At 36.2% G+C, this 21,956-nt stretch carries 22 protein-coding genes and 1 tRNA gene; 10 read left to right on the top strand and 13 right to left on the bottom strand.

Annotated features, from left to right (window positions below; genetic code table 11):
* Positions 1 to 27: 27 nt before the first annotated feature.
* The 11 genes from dcuC to BZK14_RS00120 all read right to left on the bottom strand — a co-directional run bounded on the left by dcuC (position 28) and on the right by BZK14_RS00120 (position 10,442).
* Positions 28 to 1,410, bottom strand: coding sequence for a C4-dicarboxylate transporter DcuC (dcuC, locus tag BZK14_RS00070; protein WP_077924577.1), 1,383 nt, complete (start codon positions 1,408 to 1,410; stop codon positions 28 to 30).
* A gap of 245 nt (positions 1,411 to 1,655) precedes the next feature.
* A complete protein-coding gene (locus tag BZK14_RS00075) occupies positions 1,656 to 2,147 on the bottom strand; it encodes an acyl-CoA thioesterase (protein WP_077924578.1) in 492 nt (163 codons plus the stop codon).
* 10 nt (positions 2,148 to 2,157) lie between these two features.
* Positions 2,158 to 2,931 carry a TSUP family transporter gene (locus BZK14_RS00080; protein WP_077924579.1) on the bottom strand — a complete coding sequence of 258 codons (774 nt, stop codon included), beginning with the start codon at positions 2,929 to 2,931 and terminating at the stop codon, positions 2,158 to 2,160.
* A 2-nt stretch (positions 2,932 to 2,933) separates the two neighbouring features.
* Positions 2,934 to 3,479: a nitroreductase family protein gene (locus tag BZK14_RS00085; protein ID WP_077924580.1), complete on the bottom strand. Its 546-nt coding sequence runs from the start codon at positions 3,477 to 3,479 to the stop codon at positions 2,934 to 2,936.
* Positions 3,476 to 6,007, bottom strand: a complete 2,532-nt coding sequence (gene pepN / locus BZK14_RS00090; protein WP_077924581.1) for an aminopeptidase N — start codon at positions 6,005 to 6,007, stop codon at positions 3,476 to 3,478. The genes BZK14_RS00085 and pepN overlap by 4 nt, the downstream gene beginning before the upstream one ends.
* 18 nt (positions 6,008 to 6,025) lie before the next feature.
* On the bottom strand, positions 6,026 to 6,808 hold the full coding sequence (murI, locus tag BZK14_RS00095) for a glutamate racemase (protein WP_077924582.1): 783 nt from the start codon (positions 6,806 to 6,808) through the stop codon (positions 6,026 to 6,028).
* Positions 6,809 to 6,814: 6 nt separating this feature from the next.
* Entirely contained in the window at positions 6,815 to 7,312 is a 498-nt protein-coding gene (gene mraZ / locus BZK14_RS00100; RefSeq protein ID WP_077924583.1) for a division/cell wall cluster transcriptional repressor MraZ, read from the bottom strand.
* A gap of 120 nt (positions 7,313 to 7,432) precedes the next feature.
* Positions 7,433 to 7,984, bottom strand: coding sequence for an HdeD family acid-resistance protein (locus BZK14_RS00105; protein ID WP_077924584.1), 552 nt, complete (start codon positions 7,982 to 7,984; stop codon positions 7,433 to 7,435).
* A gap of 95 nt (positions 7,985 to 8,079) precedes the next feature.
* On the bottom strand, positions 8,080 to 8,544 hold the full coding sequence (locus tag BZK14_RS00110) for a GDYXXLXY domain-containing protein (RefSeq protein WP_077924585.1): 465 nt from the start codon (positions 8,542 to 8,544) through the stop codon (positions 8,080 to 8,082).
* Positions 8,534 to 9,490 carry a DUF4401 domain-containing protein gene (locus BZK14_RS00115; RefSeq protein ID WP_077924586.1) on the bottom strand — a complete coding sequence of 319 codons (957 nt, stop codon included), beginning with the start codon at positions 9,488 to 9,490 and terminating at the stop codon, positions 8,534 to 8,536. Before BZK14_RS00115 ends, BZK14_RS00110 begins: the two co-directional genes overlap by 11 nt.
* Positions 9,477 to 10,442, bottom strand: coding sequence for a DUF2157 domain-containing protein (locus tag BZK14_RS00120; RefSeq protein WP_077924587.1), 966 nt, complete (start codon positions 10,440 to 10,442; stop codon positions 9,477 to 9,479). Before BZK14_RS00120 ends, BZK14_RS00115 begins: the two co-directional genes overlap by 14 nt.
* A gap of 233 nt (positions 10,443 to 10,675) precedes the next feature.
* On the opposite strand from BZK14_RS00120, the gene nhaC reads away from it, so the two are divergent.
* From nhaC to BZK14_RS00170, 10 genes are all read left to right on the top strand, one after another.
* On the top strand, positions 10,676 to 12,127 hold the full coding sequence (nhaC, locus tag BZK14_RS00125) for a Na+/H+ antiporter NhaC (RefSeq protein WP_077924588.1): 1,452 nt from the start codon (positions 10,676 to 10,678) through the stop codon (positions 12,125 to 12,127).
* Positions 12,128 to 12,157: 30 nt separating this feature from the next.
* Positions 12,158 to 12,760: a glutathione binding-like protein gene (locus BZK14_RS00130; protein WP_171973596.1), complete on the top strand. Its 603-nt coding sequence runs from the start codon at positions 12,158 to 12,160 to the stop codon at positions 12,758 to 12,760.
* Between the two features lie 144 nt (positions 12,761 to 12,904).
* Entirely contained in the window at positions 12,905 to 14,119 is a 1,215-nt protein-coding gene (locus BZK14_RS00135) for a pyridoxal phosphate-dependent aminotransferase (protein ID WP_077924590.1), read from the top strand.
* 265 nt (positions 14,120 to 14,384) lie between these two features.
* Entirely contained in the window at positions 14,385 to 15,383 is a 999-nt protein-coding gene (trpD, locus tag BZK14_RS00140) for an anthranilate phosphoribosyltransferase (RefSeq protein WP_077924591.1), read from the top strand.
* 6 nt (positions 15,384 to 15,389) lie between these two features.
* The gene (trpCF, locus tag BZK14_RS00145) at positions 15,390 to 16,763 is read left to right on the top strand and encodes a bifunctional indole-3-glycerol-phosphate synthase TrpC/phosphoribosylanthranilate isomerase TrpF (protein WP_077924592.1); all 1,374 of its coding nucleotides are present in this window, start codon (positions 15,390 to 15,392) and stop codon (positions 16,761 to 16,763) included.
* Between the two features lie 97 nt (positions 16,764 to 16,860).
* Positions 16,861 to 18,063, top strand: a complete 1,203-nt coding sequence (gene trpB / locus BZK14_RS00150) for a tryptophan synthase subunit beta (RefSeq protein WP_077924593.1) — start codon at positions 16,861 to 16,863, stop codon at positions 18,061 to 18,063.
* 2 nt (positions 18,064 to 18,065) lie between these two features.
* On the top strand, positions 18,066 to 18,869 hold the full coding sequence (gene trpA / locus BZK14_RS00155; RefSeq protein WP_077924594.1) for a tryptophan synthase subunit alpha: 804 nt from the start codon (positions 18,066 to 18,068) through the stop codon (positions 18,867 to 18,869).
* Between the two features lie 108 nt (positions 18,870 to 18,977).
* Entirely contained in the window at positions 18,978 to 19,493 is a 516-nt protein-coding gene (locus BZK14_RS00160; protein ID WP_077924595.1) for a hypothetical protein, read from the top strand.
* Positions 19,494 to 19,549: 56 nt separating this feature from the next.
* Positions 19,550 to 19,879, top strand: a complete 330-nt coding sequence (locus BZK14_RS00165) for a hypothetical protein (protein WP_077924596.1) — start codon at positions 19,550 to 19,552, stop codon at positions 19,877 to 19,879.
* Positions 19,880 to 20,047: 168 nt separating this feature from the next.
* Positions 20,048 to 20,124: transfer RNA gene (locus tag BZK14_RS00170), tRNA-Met, on the top strand.
* Positions 20,125 to 20,164: 40 nt separating this feature from the next.
* Here BZK14_RS00170 and BZK14_RS00175 read toward each other — a convergent pair.
* Both BZK14_RS00175 and dbpA read right to left on the bottom strand, forming a co-directional pair.
* Positions 20,165 to 20,467: a monooxygenase gene (locus tag BZK14_RS00175; protein WP_077924597.1), complete on the bottom strand. Its 303-nt coding sequence runs from the start codon at positions 20,465 to 20,467 to the stop codon at positions 20,165 to 20,167.
* A 17-nt stretch (positions 20,468 to 20,484) separates the two neighbouring features.
* Positions 20,485 to 21,879, bottom strand: a complete 1,395-nt coding sequence (dbpA, locus tag BZK14_RS00180; protein ID WP_077924598.1) for an ATP-dependent RNA helicase DbpA — start codon at positions 21,877 to 21,879, stop codon at positions 20,485 to 20,487.
* Between the last annotated feature and the right edge of the window lie 77 nt (positions 21,880 to 21,956).

Genomic DNA, 21,956 nt, shown 5'->3' on the forward strand with positions numbered 1-21,956 from the left:
TGATTGAGTAACTGGGGCATTTATATTTTAGCCAAAGAAATAATAAGATAGTATTAAACAGACAAAAATACCTGTGAACACAGGAATAGAAGTTCGTTTTACAATCTCAATGGGGCTGACCTTTAATGTAGAAGCCACAACGATGATAACAGCAGCCACAGGTGAAACGGAGCGAATTAAGTTTGCGGTTAATTGCATAGGTAAAGCAACAAGTACAGTATTAACATTCATTTGTTCTGTAATTTCAGGAATGATTTTGATAAAAGAGTGAAATACAGCAATTCCACTACCACTGATAAAGCCAATGAGTGCAGCCATGCCAGAAAAGAATAACATTAATATTGAGCCTGCACCTTGAACGTTGTTTAGACTATTAGTTAATAAGTCAATTACGCCGATAGACTTTAATCCCTCTACAAATAAGCCTGCTGCAATGATTAAAGAAACGACTTGATAAAATCCTTGCCCCATTCCTTCAAAGAATAGATTAAAATCCTTGATGCTTTGTTTGATATCTCCTTTGCGAATGAGTTCTATAAACATGGGAATGATGATGGAGATTAATGTGATTTCAACTAAGCCGATATTGATGGTGGACTTTTGTGTCTGTGAATCAATGAACCCCAAGTTGAAAATAAGTAATAGAATGATTGGCATGATTGGAAAAATTGAATACCAAGAAGGCGGCAATGGTTGATTTTTCTCATCTGCTGAATGGGGGATTTCAAATGGAACATGAATTGTGCCTTGGCGTTTATCCATATAACGTTGCCAAAGTAAGTGCGCAATCGCCATCGCAAGTAAAGCGGGAATAGAAACTTTAGCATGAAACTGCATTACATATTCTAATGAAGAAATGCCTAAGCGCTGTGCAACAACGACATTATCAGATCCTAGAGGTGTTGGTGTGATTGTTGCTGTTGTTGCGATAACAGCACCTGCTGTTAAAGGTGACATACCTGCACTTCTCAATACAGGATATAAAGTTGCCATTAATAGGATGGCTAAGCCAGCTGCGCTTGGTAAAACCATTTGCAATGCATTACCCAATAGAAAAACTATGGGGACTAAAATATAAACCGATTTAATTTTTTTGATAGGCTTGGATAAAGCATGTACCATTGCATCATTAGCACCAATATGATTCATATAATTGGCAAACCCAAAAAGTACCATAATAGTTAAACCGACGATACCCATTTGCATGGTGAAAACATTGGTTGCCATTTTAAATGGATCTAGCCATATTGAACCTGTAGATCCTTCTTGAAAAATAGGTTTTCCCATCATAACAGAAGCATAAAGTAAAGTTAGGCCAGAGAGAAAAAGAATAATTTTAGCATCGTAATTCTTGGCAATGAGATAACCAACGATGATTAAAAAAGTAACGCTGATGATAATTTCGATCATGATGAGCTTTGTAAAAAAGATGAAAGTTTAGCTCATTGTGCGTTAGATTCACATGAAAAATAGTGATTTTTTTATAAAATTAATAGGAGAAATTTGATTCATTAAGGTTTGTTGAGCATTCTAGATAGAACATGTATAAAAATGTTACATAAATTTGGTTTGCCATAGAGATTTTATAATATAGGCTCCTATGTATTCAGCAAATTTAAACCCTTTAGAAAAATCTTCTAAAGGGTTTATTAATATTACTGATCGTTTTTATCAATCATTTCTTTTGCAATTTTACGTGCTTCACGTCTCATTAATGCTTTATTCCAACGTTCTTTTTGTTCTTCATTTTCTATGCAAAGTGGTGGAACCTTTGTTGCCTTACCATCTTTAACTGCAACCATTGTAAAATAGCAGCTATTGGTATGACGTTTTTTACGTGTAGTAATATTTTCAGCTTCTACGCGTACACCAACTTCCATCGATGAATTACCAACATAATTAATAGATGCTTTAAATGTTACTAATTCTTGTACATGAATGGGTTCTTTAAATAGAACATAATCCACAGATAAAGTTACGACATATTGCCCAGCATAACGGCTGGCACAGCTATATGCGACTTGGTCGAGTAGTTTTAATAAATCACCACCATGAACATTACCAGAAAAGTTAGCCATGTCGGGCGTCATTAAAACAGTCATCTCTAATTCGCGTTCAGGAGCGAGTGTGCTTTCTACATTACTCATTTTGGTCTCTTTAGTTTGTGAAATACTCAATATATGTTAATCGCCCTGCAATAATAAATACAAGGGTGATGAAAAGTGGTTTGATAAATTTTTCGCCGTATTTGATGGCGCTGCGTGCGCCAACATAACTACCAAGCATAAATCCAACCACCATGAAAGCACCCATGAACCATGCGACTTTACCTGCGGCAGCAAAGATCACAAGTGCAGCAATATTGCTCATGCTATTCATTAAGCGAGCAACACCAGAAGAAATCATAAAATCTTGATTGAAGATTCTATTATATAAGACAGTCCAGAATGACCCCGTACCTGGGCCAATAAATCCATCATAAAACCCTAAACCCAAACCAGAGATAATCTGTTTAGATTTGGATACTGTGCTATCTTCAGATTCAACTTGTTTCTTAGATTTTGGAATCAGCATATAGATGCCTATAGCAATTAGTAAGGGTGGGATCATTTTTTTAATAAAGCTAGGATCTAAACTTAATAAGAAAAGTGCACCGATAAAACTGCCTAATAATGTCATAATAGCGCACCAAATCCACTCTTTGGGATTGATCACTTTTCGCTTAATGTAAGCCCATGCGGCAATAGAGGTACCAAATACACCCATATATTTGCCCATGGAAAGTGCAATGTGAGGTGGGGCGCCAATGCTTAACATTAAGGGCGCGGTAATCAAGCCACCACCCCCAGCGATGGAATCAACAAATCCTGCTAGAATTGCAGCTAAGAATAAGATAATAAAGAGTAGAATCGTTGGGTCGGAATAACTCATATCTACTCCAAAATAGAAGAATATTTTTCAATATTTGGGCGTTCAAAAAACTTGGGTGCTTTATCAGCATAGCCATACCAAAGCATGCCAATGATAATTTCTTCCTCTGCATTGATGCCACAAATTCTATACCATTCTTCTGTTTCGAATAAAGATGCAGTTGACCATTTTGCACCAATATCTTTTTCATCTAAAGCTAGCATTAAGATATACATTGCGATGCTGATGGTTGCATAATCTTCTCGAGCAGTTTTATCAACCTGAGAACGCTTTTGTGTTACCAATAGCCAACCAGGAATAGATGACCATTTTTTTAATTTCTGATCAGCTGTTTCTTGTGATTTTTGTGCAAAAGAATCATATGCATAGGCTAATAAATTATCACGTACTTGACCTTTTACTTTGTAAAAGTGGTATGGGAAAGTTAAGTGGTGATTAGGAGCATGTACCACTAATGCCAAAGCTTCATCAATGATCGATTCATCAATGGGGATAGGTTTGTAATGATGGGTGGTACGGCGTTTTATAATATGATCTTTAATACTCATAATGATTTACTCAACTGTTCTGCAAGGTTATTGGAGAGTTGGCTGCTAAGTTGTGCTTTAACTATGTTGCGAATTGCATCTTGATCAGATTTTTTTAGGAAATCTAATTGAGAGAATGGCGTGGCTAATCTTGCTGCAACTTGAGGATTGATTTTATCGATCATCATGATGTTATCTAATAACCAAGGGTAGAATTGTAGTGGCTGCTGATATAATGCCACTTTATTTTGACCCAATGCACCTAATAGTGAGCGAACACGATTAGGATTATGAGAATTAAATTCTTTATGATGACGTAAATGATTCAACATCTTTATTGTAATATATGGGCTAGATACTTGTAATGCAAACCATTTATCCACAACAGATGGGTAAGATTGATATTTTTCTAAAAAATTAGTGAGTAAAATTTTGGCTGTACTATGGTTATTCAATACTGAAGCACGCAATGCGGCCATGCGATCTGTCATATTAGTTGCAGATTCATATTGTTTAGTTACAGTAATTTCATGATTAGGTAATGTTGCTAGGTAATTTAAAACACTATTTTTTAAATCACGTGCGGAAGCATTGCCAATCATATGTGATTGGTAAATTTCTAACCAATCTTTTTCATATATTTTTGCTGAGTATTGCATTAAATCAAAACGTTGTTGCCAAATTTTAGCTAAATCTTTTTCAGCTGTCGTGCTTTGAATGGAAATAGGGTCTGGTAAAGTGAAAAATAGTGCATAAAAACTTGGTTCTAGGCGACATGCTTCGAAAAAATCTTCTAAGGGGGCAATAAACTTAGCTTTTTTATCTTCAACAGGTTTATCCGATGCAATGAGCGCAGATAGATAGCGTTGTGCAGCTTCCCAGCGTGAAAAATAGTCGGTTTCAAAGAATGCAATTTTCATCAATTCTTCTTCTGTATATGGATAGTCTAAAATAACAGGAGCAGAGAAATCTCTCAAAAGTGATAAAGCGATATCTTTTTCTTTACAAGGGATTGTGATGGTATCTACCCAAGTTTTGAGAATAAAAGTATCCTCATAAATGATTTGATCAGTATTACCAATAAGTGAAAAGCGAATAGGAATCCATTGAGGCTGAAGATTACTGCCTTCTGGAGATAGGAACTGTTTAAATGTAATTTTCACACCCTCATCAGTCATTTCTTTAATGACTTGTACTCTTGGTGTGCCTGCTTGACTATACCAATGTTCAAACCCATCCATATTTTGATTATTAGCTTCTGCCATGGCTGTTAAAAAATCATCACAAGTTGCAGCAGTACCATCAAATTTAGTGAGATAATGTGTTAATCCTTTTTTAAAGCCTTCTTCACCTAATATTGTTTGATATAAGCGTACAACTTCAGCGCCTTTTTCATAGACTGTTGTTGTGTAAAAATTACGCATTTCAACGTAGCTATCGGGGCGAATTGGATGTTTTAAACGACCTGCATCTTCAGGGAATTGATAATTTCTTAGCATTTTGACATCGTCAATGCGTTTTAATCCACGATGACGCAAATCACTTGTAAATTCTTGGTCACGAAAAACCGTTAATCCTTCTTTTAAAGATAACTGGAACCAATCACGACAGGTAACACGATTACCTGTCCAGTTATGGAAATATTCATGGCCAATAATGGATTCAATGGTTTCAAAATCAGTATCTGTGGCAATTTCAGAGTTAGCGAGAACATATTTAGCATTGAAGATATTTAAGCCTTTATTTTCCATTGCGCCACCATTGAAATCATGGATAGCGACAATATTATATTGGTCAACATCACACACCAAATTAAAGCGATCTTCATCCCATTTCATTGCGCGTTTTAACGCACCTAAGGCATAATGGCATTGATCAACTTCGTTATGTGCTGCATAAATACGTAATTGTACAGGAGAATCATCAGGGCGTATGTGTTTGTCTTCAATATAGCCTAAATCACCTGCAACTAATGCAAAAAGATAGCTTGGCTTTGGGAATGGATCATGCCAAATTGCTTGATGTAAGCCATTATCTAAATCTTTGGCTTCAACTAAATTACCATTGGACAATAGAACAGGGCAGGTTGCTTTATCTGCAATGATGGTGACTGTATATCTTGCCATGATATCAGGACGATCAGGATAATAAGTAATATTTCTAAAGCCTTCAGGTTCGCAATCACTACAAAAAATATTGTTAGATAAATATAGACCTTCTAATGCGCTATTATTTGCAGGGTCCAACTGATTAGATAAAGTAACGGTTAATTCATCGTCTTGTAAATCTTTCAAATGAATATCATGTTCTAGATATTGGATATCATCTAAAGCAACTGCTGTATCATTGATTCTCAATGATAGAAGTTGTGAATGTTCTGTACCATTTAATACTAATGTGCGAGACGTTGTTTCACTGTTTTTAGAAAGTTTTAATTCTGTTGTGACTAAAGTCGCATTGGGATTTAATATAAATTTGAGGGAAACATCAGTAACCCAAAAGTCTGGCGCTTGATAATCTTTACGAAAAATTTCTTTCAATGCTGGCATGTAGATTCCTTTAGTCAATTAAACAGCAAGTGCCTGTACAGAGCCTTCTGGCATCTGTAATTGTTGGGTTTGATTGTTAAATTGAACCCTGTTACCTGTTGTAAAATAATGATATGTGGATGAAGTATTAGTTTCAATGTTGTGCAGTTCTAAACAGTGTAAGGTATGTTTTGCAACCGCAGCAGCAGGATTAACTAATACAATGTCTGTATTAAGTATAGAACGTAATTCTGATTCTAAGAATGGAAAATGTGTGCAACCTAAAATTAATTGATCAATGGGTAAGTTTTTGACTGACTGTAATGTATTGTGAATGATAGCACGAGCTTGTGGTCCATTAAAGATTCCTTGTTCCACTAATGTTACCCAATGATCAGCAGGGATTTTAGAAACATTAACATCAGAAGCAAATTCATTGATTAAACGTGTTAAACGTGGATTATTAATCATGGAAGTTGTGGCTAGGATTGCGATGGCTTTATTTTTAGATGCTAAGGCAGCAGGTTTAATGGCTGGTTCAATGCCAATGATTGGGAAATCTGGCATCTGTTTTCTGAGTTTTTCTGCACTGATGGCAGTTGCAGTATTGCAAGCGATGACTAAACAATCAATGTGATGAGTGTCGATGAGATAGCGTGTTAATTTCTCCACTCGGTCATGAATATAATCATGAGTTTTCAAACCATAAGGCAAATGAGCAGTATCTGCAATGTAGAAATAATCCGCCAAAATGGGATAAGAAATAAAGGCTTTCATAACAGAAAGCCCACCAATACCTGAATCTATGAAGCCTATTTTCATTTTGGATTAACGACGCATGATGGGAACAACAATACTTTCATCGAACTCGAAGAGCTCTTCTTTTTCGTATTTTACCATGACTTCTTCAGCTAAGTTAGAGAAGTCTTCAGGATCTATGGACAGCATTGAATCATAGGTATCACGATCCCAAACTTCTATCAGTGATCCATTGCCTGATAATATAATATCTGAGGTGATATTTGCATAGGACATTAAGCGACTAGGCATGATGAATCGTCCTTGAGCATCTAATTGTATTTCCGTTGCTCCACCTCGAACAAAGCGTACAAAATCTCTCTCTTTTTTAACAAAAGAATTAAGTTTAGTGAGTTCTGCATCAACTTCTTGCCAAACATGGTAAGGATAAAGATTTAAACATTTATCAAAAGCACGATTCAGAACAAAACGGTCAGTATCTTCTAGTTGTTTTTTTAGGTTAGCAGGAAGCATTAGACGCTTTTTAGCATCTAGTTTAAGCTCAAACTCACCTAAAAAACTAGTCATAATAATTGATCAAATATTTAACATGTTCGAATGATTGTAACACAAATTTTGAAAGCTTAAAAAAGAAAACCTCAGTTATAAATATGAGGTTTTAATTATGAATTCAACGAACTAACAAAATTAACTATTCTTTTTTAAGAAGAAGCCCCAGTATAGTTCAAAAATACCAAAAGTAATGATTGCCATGCTAAAAATACCGACAATAAATCCACCAGAAAGCACAGGTGACATTAAAAAGATAAAACCGAAAATCATTCCAATGATGGGTAATGCGATGACTCCTTTGGGCGTATTAGCAATTGCAGGAATATTGGAATTTTTTAAACTTAAAACAATCCCTAAGCCTAAAATTGAACGAAATAAAACCCAAAAACCAAATAAAAAACAAATGACTAAAATAGCCTCACCTGCCGGCATTGTGACAAATAAAATACCAATGATAATATCAATCGCACCAGAGAGTAAGGACCATCCCCAGTTATTATTGCTAGTTGAAACAGAAAAGACTTCAAAAATTCCTGTGAGTAAAAACATAAAACCAACAAAATATGCAATTGTTAATAATGTTGATACTGGTGTGAAGAGACTCCAAAAGCCAATGATGATGAATAAAATCCCGACAATGACTGTTAGCCACCAATTGTTGTTTTGTGGTGCAGATGTATTTGTCATATGTACTCCTTTTATATAATTATTGAATGAACTCTATCACTAACATAGTAATTCTACCCTCTAAATAATTATATCAGCCATTTATCTAATTTGCTTTATGGGTTTATCGTTGTTAAATTATCATCTGTTAATCCATCCAATAAAAATTGTTGGGGCGATAAATAACGAAATTGTCCATATTTTGCAGACTCATATGATTTGGCATAACCTTCCTGAAAATAGAAACGGTTAGGCCTAAGTTGATCTTGGATGAGTAATAATCTTTGGTTTGGTTGAATATCTGTACCGACATAACGTTCAGCATCAATAACAACTTTTTGATCATTCAATGTGATTAAAAACATTATTGTATTTTCTTTGGAATAGTTGCGTAAATTATGTTCAAAATTTAATGCCATGTAGTCACCTAGCATAAAAGCGCGAGGATCAGTAGGTGCCAATTTAAAATAAATGCGTTCACCATATTTTTTAATTGTTTCTTTTTGGAATATTTGTATATTCATAAAAATGAAAACAACCATGAATACTAGTAATAGCAAGTAATTCTGTTTAGTGTTCATGAGGGATTTTTCCAAAATAGCGAATGGTGTAGCGCATTATTAAAATTATAATGCCTGTTATGATTAATATGATGCCCTTGGTACTTAAGGTACTGTCTAAATTATAGTAATACATAAACAGTGAAGAGATAAATAGTAATATACCAATAACATGTAATGTTCGAGCTTGTAAATAAAAGCTGATGGTAATTAATAATATGCCAGCAATGGTTGAGATGGGTAAAAAATAAGTCAGTATTAATATACTAATCGTACCAATAAGATAGCAAATATTATATTGTATATTTTGATTTTTCCATTGAAAAAGTAGATGTGGTATAAAACTTAAACCTAATAAAATATAAATGATGGTAGGTGTTGTTAGTGAGACATCTATATAGTGAAATCCAAATGATTGCCATAGTGACCATAAGAATAAGCATAATGATAAGGCAATTAATAATGTGTAATAACGTATTGCATAATTTGATAATCCCAAGATAACTAAAGTCACTAGGTTTAGTATTAATATGGTATTCATGCCAATTTCAGGAAAATACAATGTCATCACTACGTTGAAGATAGTGAGCGCTACGGTTAGTGTTAAAATTCTAATAAAAGGATTTCGGAAAAATAATGGCATGCTTGCAAAATATAGAGCGCTGATCAGTAATAAAAATTTTTCAGAAATTGAAAAAAAATATTCATAATTAATCAATGTTGCTAGCATCAATAAATATGTTGAAGTGAATAATGATAGTTTTAAAATCGTTGTCATAAAATTATCTTGTCGGATGCAATAACCATAAATGGATGATCCAATGGCAAAGATAACCAAGAGAAAAACGGTTGCTCCTTTGTTTTGAAATACTTCTACAAAGAGATAAGTGGGAAATGCCATAATAAATAGCATTAGTACAATGGCAGAGCCTGTGAGTAATAAATTTCTTAAATTAAGGCTGTTCATTGTGATTCACCTTGTTAGCATAATGAATGAGCCAAATTGCGCCTTTATATGTAGGGTAAATGGCGATGATGGCACAGATAGACATTGTTAATGTGAGTGAAACAATATCTAAATGGCTTAGTGAAAATAGGCGAAGTAGTACCATAAATATGGTGTAGAGATAAAGCGCAATCATCATGGTTTTTTCATTTAAATGAATAAGTATGAAGATTGCAATTATGGATGAAAATAATGTGATCAGCCATGCAGTTGTTGTATTAGATCTGAATAAGAATTCAATGCTGGAGCCGAGTAATGCGAGTAATGTAATGCTGAAGAAAATATAACAAATAGAGTTAGCAATGCTTGGTATTTTAAAGCGCTTCGCAAAGATAATCACAAAAGTGAATAGAGCAGAGATTGCAATTGATGTGAGAGAGCTAAAATAGAAAATTTTATAATGTAAAGGTAGATATAGCATCAATGTACTATAAAATAGTAATGCTGTGATAATCGTAATGAATTGCTGGCGCAATATGATGGCAAATGGTAATAAGCAAATGCACCAAATTAAAGAAAAGTGATAGATGCTACTATTGATTTGATATATTTGTCCAAAAATAGCCCAAAATACACCGATCATAAGGGTAAATATGGCACCTGCAAGAGATTTATGATGCGGCTTTTTAGTGAATAATATTGCACCAAATGAAGGAATCAAAGCTATTTCAGCAATGGCTAATTTTGTAAAGTCTGACATTTGAAACCAATTGAATGCAGTTAAACAAATAATTCCTGTGGCGATTAATATCCAACTGAGTAGTTGAATATAAATATCAGCATGATGAAACGGTTGGGTGCGGCTTAAATTTTTCGTCATAGCTTGCGTTAATTGATCATCCGAAAGCAATTTAGATTGATGTAAAAATCTCAGCATCATTCGTGGTTTTGAAGATTTTTGACTATCTATCATATTTTAAAACCTATATTCGTATCATTAAATTTATGATAATTTAACATTGAATAAAACAATGATCAATTAAATAAAAAAAGGCTTGCTGATTGATAAAAAAAATTAATTATAGTTTTTCCATAAATGGGGATATGATTCGCCGGAATTTGCAATCTTGCAAGAGTTCACCCCAATCGCCGATCAGTTTCTGATTACTTTATTTTCCACAATTTTTTATCTGAAAATTTGTACATATGGAAATTATTCCTCCAGCAGGCGAAGAGGGTCGCTTGCCATCTGTTTTAGAATCTCTAATCCCAATTATCTTTATGATTATCTCTTTGGTAACTGGCATATTCTTTTTTGGGACAAGTCCACATATTCCATTATTAGTCAGCGTTTGTGTTGCGGCACTTGTTGCTATGCGTTTAGGTTATTCTTGGCGCAGAGTTGAGCGCGGCATGTTAGATGCTGTGCGTTTAGCAATGCAGGCCGTTGTAATTTTGATGGTGATCGGTACGATCATTGCTTCATGGATCGCAGGTGGTATTGTGCCAACTTTGATTTACTATGGTTTAAATATTCTAGAACCTGCTTACTTTTTAGTAGCAGCTTGTGCGATTTGTTGCATCATTTCAATCGCAGCAGGCAATGCTTGGACAGCTGCAGGGACAATTGGTATCGCAATTATGGGCATAGGTTATGGTTTAGGTATGCCGCCTGAAATGGTTGCAGGCGCTGTGATTTCTGGTGTTTATTTTGGTGATAAAATTTCACCTTTATCAGAAACAACTAATCTTGCACCTGGTATTGTGGGCGTTGATCTATTTGAGCATATTCAATATATGCTTTATACAACAATTCCTGCATTGATCATTTCATTGATTTTATTTGCGATTTTGGGTTATACACAAGCAAGTGCAATGCCAGAAAGTATCACAGTAACGGCTGATTTACAACGTGATTTGAAAGAAATATTCTTGATTTCACCGTGGTTATTATTAGTACCATCTTTCATCATTGTGATGATGATTTTTAAGATCCCAGCATTTCCAGGGTTAATGATTGGCTCTACATTGGGTGTTTTATGTGCGATCTTCATTCAAGATGCAGATCCATCCATGGTTTTAAATTCATTATATGATGGTTATAGCATTACAACGGAGAATAAAACGTTGAATGAACTATTGAATAACGGTGGAATCAGTGCAGTATTATCAACAGTTTCATTGGTGATCATTGCGATGTGCTTTGGTGGTATTTTAGAGTTCACAAAAATATTTGAAGTGATCGTGGGGCACATTGCGCGCAAAGTACAATCTACAAAAAGCTTGATCATTGCGACAGTATTTACAGGCATTACAGGTAATGCTGTAGGTTGTGACCAATATATGTCTATCATTATTCCAGGTAGAATGTATGCAGATGAATATCGTAAGCGTGGCATTAAAGCGAAGGTTTTATCTCGCACATTAGAAGATGCAGGCACAATGACATCACCATTAATCCCTTGGAATACTTGTGGTGCCTTTATGACCGCAACTTTAGGTGTAGCTTCATTCAGCTACTTGCCTTATGCATTTTTATGCTTATTGAGCCCTGTGATTGCGATTGTCTATGCGTGTACAGGTTGGACAATTGAGCATTATGATGATGGTGAAAAACCTGCTAAAGTCAGACGATTCAGAATACCTAAACGTATTTAGAATTTTCTTTCCAAAAATATGAGGTCTCAAATGTTGAAATTGTATTATGCAAAAGGCACATGTTCTTCCGTTGTTTATATGACGGCAAAATCATTAGGCATTGAGCTTGAATTAATCACAGTGGATATTGTGAAAGCAGTGACAGAAGATGGGCGCGATTTTAAAGAGATTAACCCAAAAGCTTATGTGCCGGCATTGCAGCTAGATAATGGTGAAGTGATTACTGAGGTTGTGGCGATTTGTGCTTACCTTGCATCATTGAAGGGTGATAATTCAGTGTTTCCATTGTCTGGCAAAGGTATGATTGATCAGTTGGAATGGTTTAATTATATCGCAACAGAGATTCATAAAAGTTATATGCCGTTAATTTTTAAAGTATTTGGCATGGATGTTGGTGAACAGTGGAATGGCCATGCTACAAAACAATTGGCATTTCGTTACCAATATGTTGAGAATCACTTAGCGAACCGACCATATTTAACAGGTGAAACAGTCACAAGTGCAGACTTTTACCTATTAATGACAACATTATGGGCGGTGAAAACGGGTTATGATTTGAGTGCTTGCCCAAATGTATTGGCATTCAAAGAGCGTATGATGCAATTACCGGTGGTTCAGCAAGTGCTTGCATAATCTAATCAGTATTTACATAGAATAATAAGCTATGTAGTAATGCATAGCTTTATTTATGGTTGCTCATATTGCTTACACTGCACATAGGCGCTATATTAAAGTTTCGTTATTTTTAGTACTAAAAATGAAGGCTTGCGTGCGTTTATGAAAACAATTGGAAAATCAGATAAGTTGAACCATGTTCGTTATGAAATTCGAGGTCCAGTTCTCGATAAAGCGAACCAAATGGAAGAAGATGGCCTCAAAATCATCAAATTAAACATTGGGAATCTTGCACCTTTTGGCTTTATGCCACCTGATGAAATCGTGCAAGATATGATCAAAAATATGCCAGAAGCTTCTGGGTATACGGACTCTAAAGGGATCTTCGCCGCACGCAAAGCCATCGTCCATTATGCCCAACAGAAGAATATCAAAAATGTTGATGTGAATGATGTTTACATTGGTAATGGCGCCTCTGAGCTCATCACAATGAGCTTGAATGCGTTGTTAAATAATGGTGATGAAGTACTAATCCCAACGCCAGATTATCCATTATGGACAGCCGCAACAGCACTGGCAGGTGGTCGCCCTGTGCATTATATGTGTGATGAAGACAATGATTGGCAACCAAATGTTGCTGATATTCGCGCTAAAATCACACAACGTACAAAAGGGATTGTGATCATCAACCCGAATAACCCAACGGGCGCTTTGTATGGCGATAAAATTCTATTAGAAATTTTAGAGATTGCACGTGAATATGGTTTGGTGGTTTTCTCCGACGAAATCTACGATAAGATTTTATATGATGGGCATACGCATACATCAACGGCTGCTTTGGCAGATGATGTTTTATGCTTAACCTTTAATGGATTATCGAAAGCTTATCGCTCATGTGGTTATCGTGCAGGTTGGATGATTGTATCAGGCCCTAAAAAGCATGCAAAAGATTATATTGCTGGATTGAACGTTCTATCTTCTATGCGTTTATGCTCCAACTCTTTGGGGCAATATGCGATTCAAACAGCATTGGGTGGTTATCAAAGCATCAATGAATTAATCGCACCGAATGGTAGATTAACGAAGCAACGCGATTTGGCTTATGATTTGTTAACGAGCATTCCAGGGGTGACTTGTATGAAGCCAAAAGGTGCTTTGTATATGTTCCCAAAAATGGATCCTGAAATGTATCCTTTGTTATCTGATGAGGCTTTTGCACTCGATTTATTGGAATCAAAACGCGTATTAATTGTGCAAGGTTCAGGATTTAACTATCCAACACCTGATCATTTTAGAATCACATTTTTGCCGTATAGCGATGTTTTAACTGATGCAGTGGTGAGAATTGGCGATTACTTGGGTGAAATTAGAAAATAATTTTTCAAATTAATGTTGACGGTTGCTTTTTATTCCGATAGATTAAAAAGCATCAATTTTAAGGAATTTATTCATGACACGCATTACATCAGTTTCACGTAATTTTTGGTGGCAAATCTCTCACAAGGCGGGAGATTTAGTCGTGTCATGGCAAAAATAAAAGTCAGTACATGAAAAAAGAAACCCGCATATAAGCGGGTTTTTTTTCGCCCGCTGTAGCACCCAAAATTTGAAATAAGCATTAAAAAATACAGCAGAGGCAGATATGAACCAATCATTACTAAAAGTTTACAACGGCGAATACTTATCACAAGAAGAGAGCTTTGAAATCTTTTGTAATATCATCGAAGGACAAGTTTCTCCAATCCATTTAGCATCAATGTTAACGAGTATGAAAGTTCGTGGCGAATCCATCGCTGAATTAACAGGAGCTGCATTGGCATCATTGAAACATGCAGAAACTTTCCCAACGCCAGATTATATGTTTGCAGACATCGTTGGCACAGGCGGCGATGGCGCAAGCAGCATTAACATCTCTACAGCGAGCTCTTTTGTAGCAGCAGCATGTGGTTATCCAATCGCTAAACATGGTAATCGCAGTGTTTCAAGTTTGAGTGGTTCATCAGATGTATTGACAGAATTGGGCGTAGATATTTATTCAACACCAGAAAAATCAAGAAAATTGCTAGATGAATTGGGCGTTTGCTTCTTATTTGCTCAGCAATATCACAAAGGTTTTAAAAACGTTGCGCCAATTCGTGCAGAACTCAAAACTCGTACAATTTTCAATGTATTGGGCCCATTAATCAATCCAGCGCGTCCTCGCATTGCGATCGTGGGTGTTTACCAAGATTCATTAGTTCGCCCAATGGCAGAAGTATTGAAAAACTTGGGTTACTTAAATGCAGCAGTGATCCATACAGCAGGTTTGGATGAAGTTTCATTACATGCAGATGCACATATTGCTGAATTGGCAAATGGTGACATTGAAGAATACTACTTAACAGCGAAAGATTTTGGCTTGCCAATCATGACGATTGATGACATTCGTGGTGGTACGCCAGCAGAGAACAAAATCTTATTGGAAAATATTTTACAAGGCAAAGGCAAGGCCGCACATGAAAATGTCGTTGCGGCAAACGTTGCATTGTTGATGCGTTTATTTGGTAAGCGCAACGTGAAGCAAAATGTGGAAGAGGTTTTAAGCATGATTCGTACTGCAAAACCTTATGAAGTATTACAACAAATGGTGAGCAGAGGTTAATTGATCATGGCAACTATCTTAGAAAAAATCGTCGCAGACAAATACATTGAAGTAAGTTTATTGAAGCAGGAGAAACCTTTCTGTAATTTCCAAATGGATATTGAACCCAATGATCGTGATTTCTACGCATCATTAGCTTCAGCAAGGCCAGCTTATATTTTGGAGTGTAAGCCAAAATCACCTTCAAAAGGCACGATTAACCCAAACTTTAACTTAACAAAAATCGTGACAGCTTATTCACCATTTGCTTCTGCAATTTCAGTGTTAACGGATAATAAATATTTTGGTGGCGAATTTAAGAACTTAAAAATTGCACGTGAATTAACAGATAAACCATTACTGTGCAAAGATTTCATTATTGATGAATACCAGATTTATTATGCGCGCTTACATGGTGCAAGCGCAGTATTATTGATGTTGTCAGTGTTATCCGATGATAAATATTTAGCACTTCGTGAAGTTGCACATTCATTGAATATGGGCGTATTGACAGAAACCAGTAATGAAGCTGAATTAGAAAGAGCAATCACACTCGATGCAAAAGTGATCGGCATCAATAACCGCGATCTACATACTTTAACTGTGAATTTAGAAACCACAAAAAAATTGGCAGTGAAGATTCCTGAAGATCGCATTGTGATCAGTGAATCAGGCATTTCATCTCACAATGATGTAGTAGATTTATCACCATATGCAGATGGATTCTTAGTAGGTAGCCATTTAGTGGGTTCAGATAATTTAGATTTAGCATTGCGTGAATTGATTTTTGGTACACACAAAGTCTGTGGCTTGAAATCATTAGAAGCAGCAACGGCAGCTTATGAGTCGGGTGCTTATTATGGTGGCTTAATCTTTGTAGAAAAATCACCGCGCTATATTTCACCAGAAGATGCGAAAGCATTGATGAATGTACCATTAAATTTTGTGGGTGTTTTTCAGAATGCGGCGATTGAATTTGTAAGCACAATTGCAAAGGATCTGAATTTAAAAGCAATTCAGTTGCATGGTGATGAAAATTCAGCATATATTACTGAACTACGTGCGGAATTACCGCAATCAGTGGAGATTTTTAAAGCTATTGATGCGAGCAAAATGGAAGCACAGCAAGATTATTTAACAAATGAATTAATTGATTGCATCGTGCTCGATTATGGGCAAGGTGGTACGGGGAAAAGCTTCGATTGGTCAATCATCCAAACATTACCACAGCGTCGTTATTTATTGGCGGGCGGAGTGGGAGAAGAGAATATCAGTGATGCATTGAATCAAAAAGTGACAGGCGTAGATATGAATTCCGCTTTAGAAGTCATTAAAGGTGAAAAATGCACGCAGAAGATACAGAACATTTTTAAAACCATTCGTGAATACAGAACGGTTTAAGATTAAAGCACAGAAATAGTAATATGCTTCCCACGCGAAGCGTGGGAAGCTAAGTAGATAAAAATTTAAAAATAGTTTTAAATAAGGAAGGAAAATCATGGCAATTTTAGATGCATATTTTGGGGAGTTTGGTGGTCAATACGTGCCTGAGTTATTGATTCCAGCGTTAGATCAATTAGAAAAAGCATTTGTAGAAGCAAAAGAAGATCCAGAATTCCAAGCTGAGTTTATGGATTTATTGAAAAACTTTGCAGGCAGACCAACAGCGTTAACATTGTGTCAAAACTTAACCAAAGGTACGAAATCAAAGTTATATCTAAAGCGTGAAGATTTATTGCATGGCGGTGCGCATAAAACTAACCAAGTATTGGGTCAGGCATTATTAGCAAAACGTATGGGCAAAACTGAAATCATTGCAGAAACAGGCGCAGGTCAACATGGTGTGGCAACAGCAATTGCATGTGCATTATTGGGCTTAAAATGCCGTGTATATATGGGTGCAAAAGACGTAGAGCGCCAAGAGCCAAATGTGTTTCGCATGAAAATGATGGGTGCAACAGTCATTCCAGTGCATTCAGGTACAGCAACATTGAAAGCAGCATGTACAGAAGCATTGCGTGACTGGGCTGAAAACTACCAAACAACACATTATTTATTAGGCACAGCAGCAGGCCCGCATCCATTCCCAACGATTGTACGTGAATTCCAAAAGATGATCGGTGAAGAAGCAAAAGCACAAATCTTATCAAGAGAAGGTCGTTTGCCTGATAAAGTTTTGGCTTGTATTGGTGGTGGTTCAAATGCGATAGGTATGTTTGCTGATTTTATCCCTGAAGAAGGCGTTGAATTGATTGGTGTTGAACCAGGTGGTTACGGTATTGAAACAGGCAAGCACGGCGCGCCATTAGGGCACGGCAAAACAGGGATTTTCTTTGGTATGAAATCCCCAATGATGCAGGATCAAGAAGGGCAAATTGAAGAATCTCACTCAGTTTCAGCAGGTTTAGATTTCCCATCTGTCGGCCCACAACATGCGCATTTACAAGCCATTGGTCGTGCGCAATATGTTTCTATTACAGATGATGAAGCATTAGAGGCATTTAAAGCACTGTGCCGTAATGAAGGGATCATTCCTGCATTGGAATCATCACACGCATTAGCGCATGCATTGAAGATCATCCACGAAAATCCTGAAAAAGAGCAGCTAATTTTGGTGAACTTATCAGGCCGTGGTGATAAGGATATTTTTACAGTGGCGAAAATTTTTGCAGAGCAAGAAGCACAAGGAAAGGGAGAATAATCATGAGTCGTTACGCTAAAAAATTCAGCGAGTTGAAAGCTAAAAATGAAGGTGCTTTTATCCCATTTGTGATGATTGGTGATCCTAATCCTGAAGATTCTTTAACCATTATAGAAACTTTGGTGGAAAATGGTGCAGATGGCTTGGAGTTGGGCGTTCCGTTTTCTGATCCAATGGCAGATGGCCCAATCATTCAAGATGCAGGTATTCGTGCATTTGATGCTGGTACTAATGTTGCAAAATCTTTTGAGATCATTGCAAAAGTGCGTGCGAAATATCCTGAGATTCCAATCGGCTTATTGATGTATGCAAACTTGGTTTATCGCCCAACTTTGGATGTGTTCTATAAAAAAATGGCAGAAATCGGTGTAGATTCTGTATTAGTTGTGGATGTGCCATTGAGTGAATTTAAACCATTCAAAGAAGTTGCACGTGCTAATGGTATTGAGTCAATCTTCATCATTCCACCGAATGCGAGTGAAGAAACTGTTCGCAAAACAGCAGAAGCCGCAGAAGGTTACATCTATTTAATGTCACGCAGTGGTACTACAGGCTTAAATAAAGCAACGGATGCAGGTTTGCCTAACTTAGTGAAATTGATTCGTTCTGTAACAAATGTACCAATCGTGCAAGGCTTTGGTATCAGTACGAAAGAACAAGTGAAAGATGCGATTACAATGGGTGTGGATGGTGCAATTTCAGGTTCATATATTGTGTCATTGATCGCAAAGCATCATCACAATATGGATGAGCTGAAAGCAGTTTTGAAAGACACTGTAACAGCACTGAAATCAGGCACAAAGTAGATTATTTATGATTTGAAAGCCATCTATCTCTTTATGGAATAGATGGCTTTGTATTTTTATCTTATAATTGCAACTATAATTAAATATTATAAATTTGCATGAGAGAGAATGAATACAAGGATTGAACAAATAATTACAGCCAATAATGTTGATTTTATCATTAACCTTGGGAGTTATGGCTGGAGTGATATTTTTTGGGTAGTTGATAATAAGCCTATTAATATTGATTCTATTACTCATGTTTTTAGTGACCCTCATGATGAAATTTTAGATATTTGTTTAGATTTACTAGATTCTAAAAACTGTGAGCTTTATTTATTTCATGAGCCAGGTGCAACTAAAATTTCTTTTGAGGTTCTCAAAGAACATCAACATCTTGTAAAAGTCATCATCTATGATGTTTTAGATATAATTTATCAACCAACAAAAGATGTAGTTCTAAAAGAGGTAGAATCGTTTGTTATGGTTAAACAACAATTTTTAATTATTGCATATCTTCAGTATAAGAAAATTACGCTATTATTACGAAATAGGCTATATTCACGTAGTAGATGTAGCGATTTTCCAATTGTAAAGTTTAAAGAGTTAGAGTTAAAGATGAGGAAGGATAGTCTCATAGATTAAAGTATGAATAGTAAGTGCATTAGGCTAATCTAAAGTAAGAATTATAGGAAAATCATTTGGAAAACTTTAATTTTCAAATCACAACAATGCCAATCAGCCGTCCAGCAGATTACTATTTAACATGTTTGGATGGTAGTGTTTTTTTGGATTTTAATAATATTAATGGGTTGATTTATTTAGTCAGAGTATCATTTGATGGCTTTGGTTGTTGTAATTTAGGGGATGAATCAAAACCGCTGAAGGAAGTTGATTCGATACAATTTATTGAAATGTTTCAAAGGCAGTGTTTAGAACAAAATACTATAGAAGGCTTAGTTAAAGAGTTAATTCTGATAAATAAATCAATTGTTTGGCAAGATGCTATAGAGCAATATAATTTGATCTAGTATTTTTCATGTTTAACCATTGGTTGCAAAACATCATCACAATATGGATGAGCTGAAAGCAGTTTTAAAAGACACTGTAACAGCACTGAAATCAGGCACAAAGTAGTATGAGTACTATTTACGCAGTAATTTATTGAAAACTGTGTATAATGCATCACTCAATACAGACGCGGGATGGAGCAGTCTGGTAGCTCGTCGGGCTCATAACCCGAAGGTCGTTGGTTCAAATCCGGCTCCCGCAACCAAATATTAAAGCCCTCATGATTTCATGAGGGCTTTTCTTATTTACAATGGCGCTTTGTCAATTTGAGATAAAGCTTCATTCACCGCGAAGATTTTGCCATTCACATGAGGAATGCCAAATGACTTCAAACGAGCAGAATGCATCGCTAAATAACGTTCTGCATCTGCCTTGTTATCGAATAGATAAATACCACCAGCTTCATTGGCATCTTTATTTTCTGTCCAAATTTTCCAAACTAATCCTGCTTCTTCAGCGATAGAATGAGCCAAATCATTCATTGCAGCAGTCATTTCATCACCCCAAGGGCCAGTATAAGGGAAATCAACTTGTAGAATATAGTTCATATTTATCTCCTAAATATTTATTCGCCCACAATTCTTGCTCGGCAACGAATGCCTTTGATTGGGGATTTCCAAATTTGATCCACAGCTTCTTTTGCGTATTTACGTGAAACAGCAACGTAAGCTTGTAGTGGCAATAAGTTGATTTTGCCCACATCTTTACCTGCAATTTCGCCTTTTGCTGTTAAAGCACCTAAAATATCACCCGCGCTGATTTTAGATTTTTTACCTTCGCTGATTTCAATTGTCACCATTGGTGCGATCAATGAAATTGGTTTTACATCTTTCAAATCATTCGCTGAAAATTTTGGGATAGATTTTTCGATATAAGCTTCTACTTCTTCCAAACGATGCAATTTAGAAGCTAACACTAAACTTGCTGCAATCCCTGTTTTGCCTGCACGGCCAGTACGACCAATACGATGTACATAAACTTCAGGATCAAATGGCAAATCATAGTTGATCACCATAGATAAATCCGCGATATCTAAACCACGAGCAGCAACATCTGTTGCCACTAACACACGGCAGCTACGATTACTGAAGCGCAACAATACTTGGTCACGATCACGCTGTTCTAAATCACCATGCAAGGATAAAACATCGATATCCTGCGCATATAAATAATTTTCTAATTCGATACAAGCGGCGATTGTGTTACAGAAAATCACAGTAGATTCAGGCTCATGGCGATACAATAATTTAGCAACTAATGCATCTTTTTCGCTGTTGTTATCATGCAATACAACAGATTGATCAATTTTAGGCTCATCCGCCTTTGTTTCTTCAATTTTAACCATCACAGGATTATGTTGAATGCGTGAGCTGATGGCTTGAATATTTTCAGGGTAAGTTGCTGAAAATAGCAAAGTTTGACGTTTTCTAGGTGCATAACTAATGATGGCATCCATTTCATCAGCAAAGCCCATATCGAGCATACGATCCGCTTCGTCGAGTACAAACATTTTGATGTTTTTTAAGCTTAATGTGTTGCGCTTTAAGTGATCCAAAATTCTGCCAGGCGTACCAACCGCAATGTGCGGTGGATGTTGGCTCATGGAATGCACTTGTCGTGCAACTGGAACGCCGCCACAAATGCTAGAAATCTTTAAGTTCGGAATGTAACGGGCTAAACGGCGCAATTCTTTGCTCACTTGATCAGCCAATTCACGCGTAGGGCACAATACTAAACTTTGTGTAGAGAATTGTGTTGCATCAATGGTTTCCAACAAGCCAATACCGAAAGCTGCTGTTTTTCCGCTCCCTGTTTTGGCTTGTGCCACAATGTCTTTACCGTTCAAAATTGCAGGCAAAGCAGCTGCTTGAATTGGCGTCATTGTTAAATAACCTAAGTCTTTTAGGTTATCTAATTGTGCGGTAGGAAGGGAAAGCTCAGAAAAGTTTTGGATAGCCACGATGATTCTCAATATAATTCAATATAATAATGTGTGAACTATACTGAAAATCGATGAAACAATCTACTTTTGATGTG

Source organism: Wohlfahrtiimonas larvae (genome assembly GCF_002006755.1).
GTDB lineage: Bacteria > Pseudomonadota > Gammaproteobacteria > Cardiobacteriales > Wohlfahrtiimonadaceae > Wohlfahrtiimonas > Wohlfahrtiimonas larvae.

Bases quoted from the DNA above. Each gene is read 5' to 3' on its own strand.
- dcuC (WP_077924577.1), bottom strand. From the start codon at position 1,410: ATGATCGAAATTATCATCAGCGTTACTTTTTTAATCATCGTTGGTTAT.
- BZK14_RS00075 (WP_077924578.1), bottom strand. From the start codon at position 2,147: ATGAGTAATGTAGAAAGCACACTCGCTCCTGAACGCGAATTAGAGATG.
- BZK14_RS00080 (WP_077924579.1), bottom strand. From the start codon at position 2,931: ATGAGTTATTCCGACCCAACGATTCTACTCTTTATTATCTTATTCTTA.
- BZK14_RS00085 (WP_077924580.1), bottom strand. From the start codon at position 3,479: ATGAGTATTAAAGATCATATTATAAAACGCCGTACCACCCATCATTAC.
- pepN (WP_077924581.1), bottom strand. From the start codon at position 6,007: ATGCCAGCATTGAAAGAAATTTTTCGTAAAGATTATCAAGCGCCAGAC.
- murI (WP_077924582.1), bottom strand. From the start codon at position 6,808: ATGAAAATAGGCTTCATAGATTCAGGTATTGGTGGGCTTTCTGTTATG.
- mraZ (WP_077924583.1), bottom strand. From the start codon at position 7,312: ATGACTAGTTTTTTAGGTGAGTTTGAGCTTAAACTAGATGCTAAAAAG.
- BZK14_RS00105 (WP_077924584.1), bottom strand. From the start codon at position 7,984: ATGACAAATACATCTGCACCACAAAACAACAATTGGTGGCTAACAGTC.
- BZK14_RS00110 (WP_077924585.1), bottom strand. From the start codon at position 8,544: ATGAACACTAAACAGAATTACTTGCTATTACTAGTATTCATGGTTGTT.
- BZK14_RS00115 (WP_077924586.1), bottom strand. From the start codon at position 9,490: ATGAACAGCCTTAATTTAAGAAATTTATTACTCACAGGCTCTGCCATT.
- BZK14_RS00120 (WP_077924587.1), bottom strand. From the start codon at position 10,442: ATGATAGATAGTCAAAAATCTTCAAAACCACGAATGATGCTGAGATTT.
- nhaC (WP_077924588.1), top strand. From the start codon at position 10,676: ATGGAAATTATTCCTCCAGCAGGCGAAGAGGGTCGCTTGCCATCTGTT.
- BZK14_RS00130 (WP_171973596.1), top strand. From the start codon at position 12,158: ATGTTGAAATTGTATTATGCAAAAGGCACATGTTCTTCCGTTGTTTAT.
- BZK14_RS00135 (WP_077924590.1), top strand. From the start codon at position 12,905: ATGAAAACAATTGGAAAATCAGATAAGTTGAACCATGTTCGTTATGAA.
- trpD (WP_077924591.1), top strand. From the start codon at position 14,385: ATGAACCAATCATTACTAAAAGTTTACAACGGCGAATACTTATCACAA.
- trpCF (WP_077924592.1), top strand. From the start codon at position 15,390: ATGGCAACTATCTTAGAAAAAATCGTCGCAGACAAATACATTGAAGTA.
- trpB (WP_077924593.1), top strand. From the start codon at position 16,861: ATGGCAATTTTAGATGCATATTTTGGGGAGTTTGGTGGTCAATACGTG.
- trpA (WP_077924594.1), top strand. From the start codon at position 18,066: ATGAGTCGTTACGCTAAAAAATTCAGCGAGTTGAAAGCTAAAAATGAA.
- BZK14_RS00160 (WP_077924595.1), top strand. From the start codon at position 18,978: ATGAATACAAGGATTGAACAAATAATTACAGCCAATAATGTTGATTTT.
- BZK14_RS00175 (WP_077924597.1), bottom strand. From the start codon at position 20,467: ATGAACTATATTCTACAAGTTGATTTCCCTTATACTGGCCCTTGGGGT.